At 51.2% G+C, this 7,697-nt stretch carries 8 protein-coding genes and 1 pseudogene; 7 read left to right on the forward strand and 2 right to left on the reverse strand.

The annotated features are described in order from the left end of the window. Window positions 1-702, forward strand: a 702-nt coding sequence (locus tag BG74_RS02850) for a peptide chain release factor 1 (RefSeq protein ID WP_244267199.1), incomplete at its 5' end; no start/stop codon positions are given. Further along, window positions 702-1,550, forward strand: coding sequence for a peptide chain release factor N(5)-glutamine methyltransferase (gene prmC, locus BG74_RS02855; RefSeq protein ID WP_066596463.1), 849 nt, complete (start codon window positions 702-704; stop codon window positions 1,548-1,550). The genes BG74_RS02850 and prmC, both read left to right, overlap by 1 nt. Before the next feature lie 77 nt (window positions 1,551-1,627). Here prmC and BG74_RS12620 read toward each other — a convergent pair whose 3' ends face one another. After that, on the reverse strand, window positions 1,628-1,903 hold the full coding sequence (locus tag BG74_RS12620) for a hypothetical protein (RefSeq protein ID WP_187202542.1): 276 nt from the start codon (window positions 1,901-1,903) through the stop codon (window positions 1,628-1,630). On the opposite strand from BG74_RS12620, the pseudogene BG74_RS20360 reads away from it, so the two are divergent. From BG74_RS20360 to BG74_RS18790, 5 genes and pseudogenes are all read left to right on the forward strand, one after another. Further along, window positions 1,805-2,528: pseudogene (locus BG74_RS20360) on the forward strand (transglutaminase family protein). The gene BG74_RS12620 and the pseudogene BG74_RS20360 overlap by 99 nt on opposite strands. Before the next feature lie 58 nt (window positions 2,529-2,586). Beyond that, window positions 2,587-3,434 (forward strand): 3-deoxy-8-phosphooctulonate synthase (gene kdsA / locus BG74_RS02865; protein WP_244267201.1); only part of this gene is annotated, 848 nt, incomplete at its 3' end. 946 nt (window positions 3,435-4,380) lie between these two features. After that, window positions 4,381-4,698 (forward strand): Spy/CpxP family protein refolding chaperone, encoded by a 318-nt coding sequence (locus tag BG74_RS02875; protein WP_066596469.1) that lies wholly within the window; start codon window positions 4,381-4,383, stop codon window positions 4,696-4,698. Window positions 4,699-5,040: 342 nt separating this feature from the next. After that, the gene (locus BG74_RS10290; protein WP_187202544.1) at window positions 5,041-5,211 is read left to right on the forward strand and encodes a hypothetical protein; all 171 of its coding nucleotides are present in this window, start codon (window positions 5,041-5,043) and stop codon (window positions 5,209-5,211) included. Window positions 5,212-5,416: 205 nt separating this feature from the next. Then, window positions 5,417-5,539, forward strand: coding sequence for a hypothetical protein (locus tag BG74_RS18790; RefSeq protein WP_256364197.1), 123 nt, complete (start codon window positions 5,417-5,419; stop codon window positions 5,537-5,539). Between the two features lie 29 nt (window positions 5,540-5,568). Here the strand turns inward: BG74_RS18790 and nadE are convergent, their stop codons facing one another. Next, window positions 5,569-6,393 carry an NAD(+) synthase gene (gene nadE / locus BG74_RS02880; RefSeq protein WP_066596470.1) on the reverse strand — a complete coding sequence of 275 codons (825 nt, stop codon included), beginning with the start codon at window positions 6,391-6,393 and terminating at the stop codon, window positions 5,569-5,571. Window positions 6,394-7,697 lie beyond the last annotated feature (1,304 nt).

Here is a 7,697-nt window from a genome sequence, read left to right on the forward strand (position 1 = left end):
GCAGGCGAACTGTTTCGTATGTACAGCCGTTTCGCCGAGATCCGTCGCTGGAAGGTGGAGATCGTCAGCGCCAGCGACGGCGAGCACGGTGGCTTCAAAGAGGTCATCGCCAAGGTGTCCCATGAAGGTGCTTACGGCATGCTGAAATTTGAATCCGGCGGCCATCGTGTGCAACGGGTGCCGGAAACGGAATCTCAGGGGCGCATCCACACCTCGGCTTGCACCGTGGCGGTGATGCCGGAGATCCCGGAGGCGGAACTGCCGGAAATCCACGCTGGCGATCTGCGTATCGATACCTTCCGCTCCTCCGGCGCGGGCGGTCAGCACGTCAACACCACCGACTCGGCTATCCGTATTACTCATCTGCCTACCGGGCTGGTGGTAGAATGCCAGGACGAGCGCTCCCAGCACAAGAATAAAGCTAAAGCCCTGGCGGTATTGGGCGCGCATTTGCGCGCCGCCGAAATCCAGCGCAGGGAGCAGGAGGAGTCTTCTACGCGGCGGAACCTACTGGGCAGTGGCGATCGCTCCGATCGCATCCGTACCTACAATTTCCCGCAGGGGAGGGTGACCGATCACCGTATCGGCTTGACGCTGTACCGACTGGAGGAAATAATCGCAGGCAATCTCGATATGCTAATCCAACCCATCATACAGGAGTATCAGGCCGATCAGCTCTCCTCGTTGTTCGAGATACCCTAATGACCTGGCAGCAATGGCTGACGCAGGCTGCCGCGCGGCTGCGCGTATCGTTAAGCCCCAGCGCCAAGCGCGATGCTGAAATCTTGCTGGCGCAAGTGATCGGCGCCACGCGTACTAGGCTGCTGGCCTTCGGCGAAACCCCGCTAACGGATGCACAGCGCGCTACGCTTGATATGCTTCTCGCACGCCGAGAACGGGGCGAGCCCGTGGCCTACCTTATTGGTGAACGCGAATTTTGGTCCTTACGCCTGCGCGTATCGCCCGATATCTTGATTCCACGCCCCGACACGGAATGTTTAGTCCAGCGTGCATTGGCGCTGTTGCCGCCCGACCGTGCCGAAGTGCTAGATTTGGGCACTGGCAGCGGCGCTATCGCGCTGGCGCTAGCCTCGGAGCGGCCTACGTGGCGAATAACCGGCGTAGATCGCTCGCCGAACTCCGTGACGATCGCCCGTGATAACGCTGCCCGTCTGGGACTGAATAATGTAGAGTTCCACGAAAGTGACTGGTTTAAAGCATTGCATGCGCAACGCTATAGTCTTATTGTGAGCAATCCACCCTATATTGAGGCGGACGATCCCCATCTTGTTCAGGGCGACGTACGCTTCGAGCCACGCAAGGCTCTGGTAGCGGGGGGAGGCGGCCTCAAGGATTTGGCGGCAATTTGTCAAGGAGCGGGGCGGCATTTGCTGCCCGGCGGCTGGCTGCTGCTGGAGCACAGCTGGCGTCAGGGGGCGGCTGTGCGCACCATGCTCGTCGATGCAGGCTTTAGCCAGACTGCCACCCTACGCGATTACGGCGATAATGAGCGAGTGAGCCAGGGACAGCGATTGCCAGAGGAAAAGTGATTTTAAAAAGGAATGGACATGTATGCTGCACGAGCGACAACGGGATGGATGACTGATGACCATGGTGGCCACACTCGCTAGCAGTTTACCCGCGTTCCGTCCTTCCCGGCATCGTTTGCCGCCGTCTGCCTGTTGTTCTTCACATATACTGCCTTGTCGGCGCTTACCAGGCTCACCCTAACAGGACCAATATGAGTACGATTACTAATTTTGAATATAATCAGCATCCCTTTAAGGGTATGATCTCTTAAGGTATGCTGCGCGTTACTCAGGTTATTCAGCCCGATTTTGCCATCGATAACTTTTGCGCCCAACTGCAAAGCTTGACGGGATGGGAGGAAGCGCAGTGTCATATTCCCATCTACACTGGCGCAAGATGGCTAATTGACCCAATTTCTCGAGCTGTTTTACCGCACTTGAGCTCTTCGGCGGCGTTTACCGTTTGTCCTACGCATTGTGGCTGGATAACATCCTGGCCCCCTCCGGGGATTGCCCGCTTCGCTGGGGATTATCCTGCTGCATGTCGCCCAGAAAATGGAGATTCCTTTATTGCCAGTGATTTTCCTATCCAGATGATCCTGAGCTCCGAATAGCTCGATGGTGAAATGTGGCTGATAAATCCCATTAATGGCGACCCGTTGGACGTGATACGCTCTACATCTAGCTGCTAGGGAATTTGGATGAAGGGGTGCAGTTTGCTGAAAGAGGATACCTTGGTGCGCACTTGATTCCCTGAAATCCCGCTGATGGATGAAAAACAAATGGAGCCGGAGCTACGCGCTAGAGAGGTTATGTTGGAGTTTGATCCAGATGGATTCCCCACGAAATCCGCGATTACGGCCTGATCTATGTCGAGCTGCGACCACTCGGCACTCAACGATTTAAATTACTTCGTCGAGCAATGCCCGGAAGACCCAGTCAACGAAATGATTAAGGTCCATCCACTCCATAGAGAAAAAATCGGTTATCCTACATTAACCGGCAGCGATCGTTGTTGCCACCCATTGCCAGTTAATTTCAATCAAAAAGGTTAAGCATGAAACAGTTGGTGGTTAGTATTGGCAATATTCAGGTAGCGAATGATCTGCCCTTCGTGCTATTCGGCGGCATGAACGTGCTGGAGTCGCGCGATCTGGCGGTGCTCATCTGCGAACACTACGTCACTGTGACAGAAAAACTGGGCATTCCCTACGTGTTTAAGGCGTCATTTGATAAAGCCAACCGATCCTCCATTCATTCCTATCGGGGACCGGGCCTGGAAGAGGGCATGAAGATCTTCGCCGAGCTGAAAGCGCAGTTTGGAGTGAAGGTAATTACCGATGTACACGAAGCTGGCCAAGCTCAAAGCGTAGCGGAAGTGGTCGATATTATCCAGCTACCGGCGTTTTTGGCGCGCCAGACTGATCTGGTAGAGGCCATAGCTCGTACCGGTGCGGTTATCAATGTAAAAAAACCGCAGTTCATCAGCCCTGGACAGGTCGGTAATATCGTCGACAAGTTTTGGGAAGCCGGTAACCATCAGGTGATCTTATGCGATCGCGGCAGCAATTTCGGCTATGACAACCTGGTAGTGGACATGCTGGGCTTTAACGTGATGAAACAAGTCTCCGGCGGTTGCCCGGTGATTTTTGACGTTACCCACGCGCTGCAGACCCGTGATCCGTTCAGCGCGGCCTCCGGAGGACGTCGTGCGCAGGTAAGCGAACTTGCCCGCGCCGGTATGGCGGTCGGGATCGCCGGTCTGTTCATTGAAGCTCATCCGGACCCGACGCATGCGAAATGTGATGGCCATTCGGCCTTGCCGTTGGCTAAGCTGGAGCCGTTCTTGTGCCAAATGAAGGCGATTGATGAACTGGTTAAATCCTTTCCAGAACTCGATACTGGNTACTAATAACCGCTAGTATGCCGCGCCCGGAGGGAGGGCGTGTCTTCCCTGCTGGCGCTAGCAGCTCTGGCCTACCGCTACCCCGTTGGCGGCAAGAGAGCGCGGAAAGGTGTTGTTCCAGCGCCTGCCGTGGAGTACTGCAAATGACATCCGACCGGACAATCGGCAGGAAATTGGCCTGTACCGACTTTTTCAGCGGCTGGAAAGGCATATTGGTCACTAGCAGCACAATGGTTGCCCGCGGGCAGTTTTTTTTGCAAAACTGCACATAGGCCTGTAATCCACCGGCATCTGGCACCTGGAAGGGCATCCTATTAAAAAATTTGGTAGTTATCGTTTCGTTAATGTCAGCACACTGAACTCCGCAAAAATACGTTCTGCAGTGGTGAAGAACAGCTGGTCGTTGTTTGCAGCCAGAATTATAAGCCGGAGGGGCTGGGACTGCCGTGGGCGGGTGCTATCGCGCTTCTCCATGCTTGCGGAAAAATACGACAAGCGAAATAGTATCCGGCTCGAATAATAGTGTTGGCGGTACGAAGAGAATCGCTCTGTTTTAATCCAGAGAAAAATTTTTACCTAAGGCACAACGCGCAACGCTTCATTAAATTTCCCTACGGTTTTCCTCCATTATTATCCATTTTTATTCATTATTGCGCAGAAATTGCGTGATGGATTTAACATATTTATTCAGGCCGCACTAATTGAAGTTAACTCGCGTAAATTTATTCTTAAAATGTACGCTTAGGTATTTATTTAGCGTCTTAGTATTATGCAGGTAAAAAAATAAGGAAATATCATGCGTAAATTAACCGATTTCGCTCTGGCCACGAAGTTGATGTTAAGTACCTTCCAGCTTATTTATATCGCTGATACTGCCACGGATCCGGCTGCTCTGGAGAGCGATAAATGCATCATCATCCGAAACATGGACCCATGATAGAGTAGATGTTCAAAGACCTTAATTTGACCACCTCCCAGCGTGAACAGATGTGCGATATTTCACACGATGCAATGAAAAATAAGAAAAAGACGTCGGATAAAAAACATAAATATATCCATTATATCATTGCCGACGATAATTTCGTCAGCAGAAAAGCGCAGGACAGAGTCACCAGTATGTCACAAGAGAAAAATGAAATAATTCTGGCTCATCTTGAAATGCAGAATAAAATGTATAATGTCCTGACACCAGCGCAGAAACAGGAATTCAATAATAAATTTGAAACGCGTCAGGAGAAAATAGCGGAACACAGGAATAATTAAATTCCTTTAAGATGTCATTATTCTATTGCAGTCTCGGCTGCGATTTTTTCCTGTGGATAAATAGACCGGATTGGTGGGGCGTTATCTAAGTAAGCGGGAGCGCTGTTCAACCGCCGCAAATTATCTTATTGCGAGCTTATGTTGTATATACCAGCCATAACCTTAAGGCCGTCGGCCCGGAGCGCCCACTGTGTGTTTACGTTATATCGAAATCATTCATGCCATTAAGGCGTCCGGCAGTATCCGGCGGCGCGCCGGATTAATGTCTCGCAGTTCAATATCAGCCGGTAGTCGGACGTCGAACTAGTAACCAGTCATCATCACATCCTTTCCCAGGATCTGTTGGATGACCGACTAGATATGGCGTTGACTTTTGGTCAATCCCTGTTGCCTAGACTGACAGCGGAAGTGCTTTTCTGGCCGAATATGGTGGCGCTCGTCCCGTCGTCGTTGACGGTCACAGTGCGTGTCAGCCTGACCTGGCTATGTGGGCATCATCTGCTGATGATGTAGTCACAGGATCATCTGGGGATTACATCAGGGGCTGCGCTCTTGCGATACGATGAAAATAAATACATTATGATTCCATCATTGCCGATATGGGTGCTGGCCGGTGGTAGCGTGGGATTATCGATATTTTCACCGCCAGACGTTATGACCATAAGTTACACGTCGTAAAAATCCAGGGAGTGCGCCGCCGTTTGAAGTGCAAATACTGATGACTAAGTCTCACGCTACCGATCCGGCAGTGCTGCCGATGCGCAGCATCATTCGCTGGCAACCGGAACAGTGGGTCGACGCGCAGGAGGCATGGATCAAACACCCTGCGACGATAATCTAATGCGCGGGCTGGTCTCGGACTGGCAGGTTTTATTGCCAAAAATCGTCAAACACCGTTACCGGCGGATGACGTTTGTGCTCTGTGTGCTGATACCAGTTTTCAATTACACGCACTGCGTCAGCATCAATGGTTTTTCCCTCTAAGTAATCATCGACCATTTCGTAGGTGACCCCGAGCACGGTTTCGTCAGGCAACGCGGGGTGATCTTCTTGTAGGTCAGCGGTCGGCTCTTTGAGATAAAGGTGCTCAGGGCAGCCGAGGTGCCGCAATATTGCACGGCCCTGGCGTTTATTCAGCCGGAAGAGAGGGTTGATATCGGTACCTCCGTCGCCGTATTTAGTGAAGAAACCGGTTAACGCTTCGGCCGCGTGACCGGTTCCCACCACCAATCCCGCCGTCATGCCGGCGATACTGTACTGGGCTTTCATACGTTCGCGCGCTTTTTCATTGCCTTTAACGTAATCGCTCAATGCGATGCCAGCCTCGCGCAAGGTCGCCTCGCTGGCCTGAATAGCGCTTTTGATATTGAGGGTGACGACCCGATCAGGCTGGATAAATGCGATTGCATCCCGGCAATCTATTTCATCCTTTTGTTCGCCGTGGGGCAAGCGCACGGCGATAAAGCAGTAGTCGGCTACGCCGGTTTCCTGACGGAGCTCGCTGATGGCCTGTTGGCAAACCTTGCCCGTCAGCGTGGAATCTTGGCCGCCGCTGATGCCGAGCACTAACGTGCGTACGAAAGTATATTTTCTCAGGTAGGCTTTGAGAAAATCTACGCTCACCCGAAATTCGGCCGCCGGGTCAATCGTGGGTTTCACACCCAGTGCTGCTATGATCTCTTGCTGTAGTGCCATTCGCTTTGTCTCCTGAAACGTCAAGCCGCGGGTATTGTAAATGTCATGATGAGAGTAATCATAACAGTGTAAGGCCTAAAAACTCAGAAGAGAAAGAATTATCCGCCCGCGATGCTGTTATAAATTTCGGCGGCCGGCTTGGTAAAAATAAGCACTAAAATGAACGGTCTATTTGAAAAATGTGTTTTTGCATATAGGCTTATTCATACACACAATGAATGAGGTGACCTCAATGAATAATAAAATAATTCTGGCTGTACCTCTTATGATCGTGCCGACATGTATCTAAAAAAACCCGTCGTAAGAGATGTAAAAAAAAGACATGCTCAAAGAGCAGGCTCGCGCTATTGGCGGCTTGCCGGCGACGTCCTCGACCATGATTAATGCAATGTGAACCCATGACTCTTATGTGTATGCTAGAGCCGTGACGGAAAAACAATTAACTACTTCGTCAGGTATGAAGAAACTGGCAAGGTATTGAACAAATGTTTCAGAGTTACCAGGAATACGACACCAATCCTCAGTAGAGATAATAAACGTTCTTAGCGTCCGCTTGGGCACCGAGCCGGCTTTAGCCAGGTGTCAGCAAGGAATCGCGGATCCAATCTTCTGATATGATAGTGCCGACCTGCGCGCTTGCTACCGCTAACGTGATTGCATTCAAGGCCTTTGTTTCCCGTACCTGATATTGTGTAACAGTGTTGTCGCCCTTTGGACCGTCTGTTTCATCACTCAAACCCACGTTAACCCTACGTAGCGTGTTAAAAAATTTAGATAATATCTATTTTACCTAAGTACGCCATAGGCATTGTAGGGTCTACAGGCATAATGAGAATGAATATTCATTATAGGATTGAGCGTGATGTTTCTCTCAAGATTTTTATCGGCAGGACTGATATTCCTCGTCGTGGCCTGCGATCGGCAGTTGGAAACGAATCCCGCTGACGCGGCAACTGAAAGGCTCGCTAATTTCCGACGTTCGCCCTCAGATGGACGTGTATCGTCCATCACCGGCTATTTTTCGAAGGAGATGTAAAAGTAAAGCAGGCGCTCTGTATCGGCATCTCTTCTGTTACCCTTGGCACGTAGTAGAAGCCAATCAATCCAACGCTCTGGGCGCTATCCGCGCATTGGATCCTATCTATGTCGACCTCACCCAGTCAGCAGCCATCTGCTGTGCAACTGCACTGCCAGCAGGGAAGCAGAAAGGTGAAACGGTGCCAGTGACAGTCACGCTGGAAGACAGCAAGCGTTACACGCACACCGGTAAGTTTTAGCTGACCGAAGTGGTGGTATGATGAACA

It is taken from the genome of Sodalis-like endosymbiont of Proechinophthirus fluctus (genome assembly GCF_001602625.1).
Taxonomy (GTDB): Bacteria; Pseudomonadota; Gammaproteobacteria; order Enterobacterales; family Enterobacteriaceae.

Excerpts from the sequence above, each read along its gene's own strand:
- prmC (WP_066596463.1), top strand. The coding sequence starts at position 702 with ATGACCTGGCAGCAATGGCTGACGCAGGCTGCCGCGCGGCTGCGCGTA.
- BG74_RS12620 (WP_187202542.1), bottom strand. The coding sequence starts at position 1,903 with ATGACACTGCGCTTCCTCCCATCCCGTCAAGCTTTGCAGTTGGGCGCA.
- BG74_RS02875 (WP_066596469.1), top strand. The coding sequence starts at position 4,381 with ATGTTCAAAGACCTTAATTTGACCACCTCCCAGCGTGAACAGATGTGC.
- BG74_RS18790 (WP_256364197.1), top strand. The coding sequence starts at position 5,417 with ATGACTAAGTCTCACGCTACCGATCCGGCAGTGCTGCCGATGCGCAGC.
- nadE (WP_066596470.1), bottom strand. The coding sequence starts at position 6,393 with ATGGCACTACAGCAAGAGATCATAGCAGCACTGGGTGTGAAACCCACG.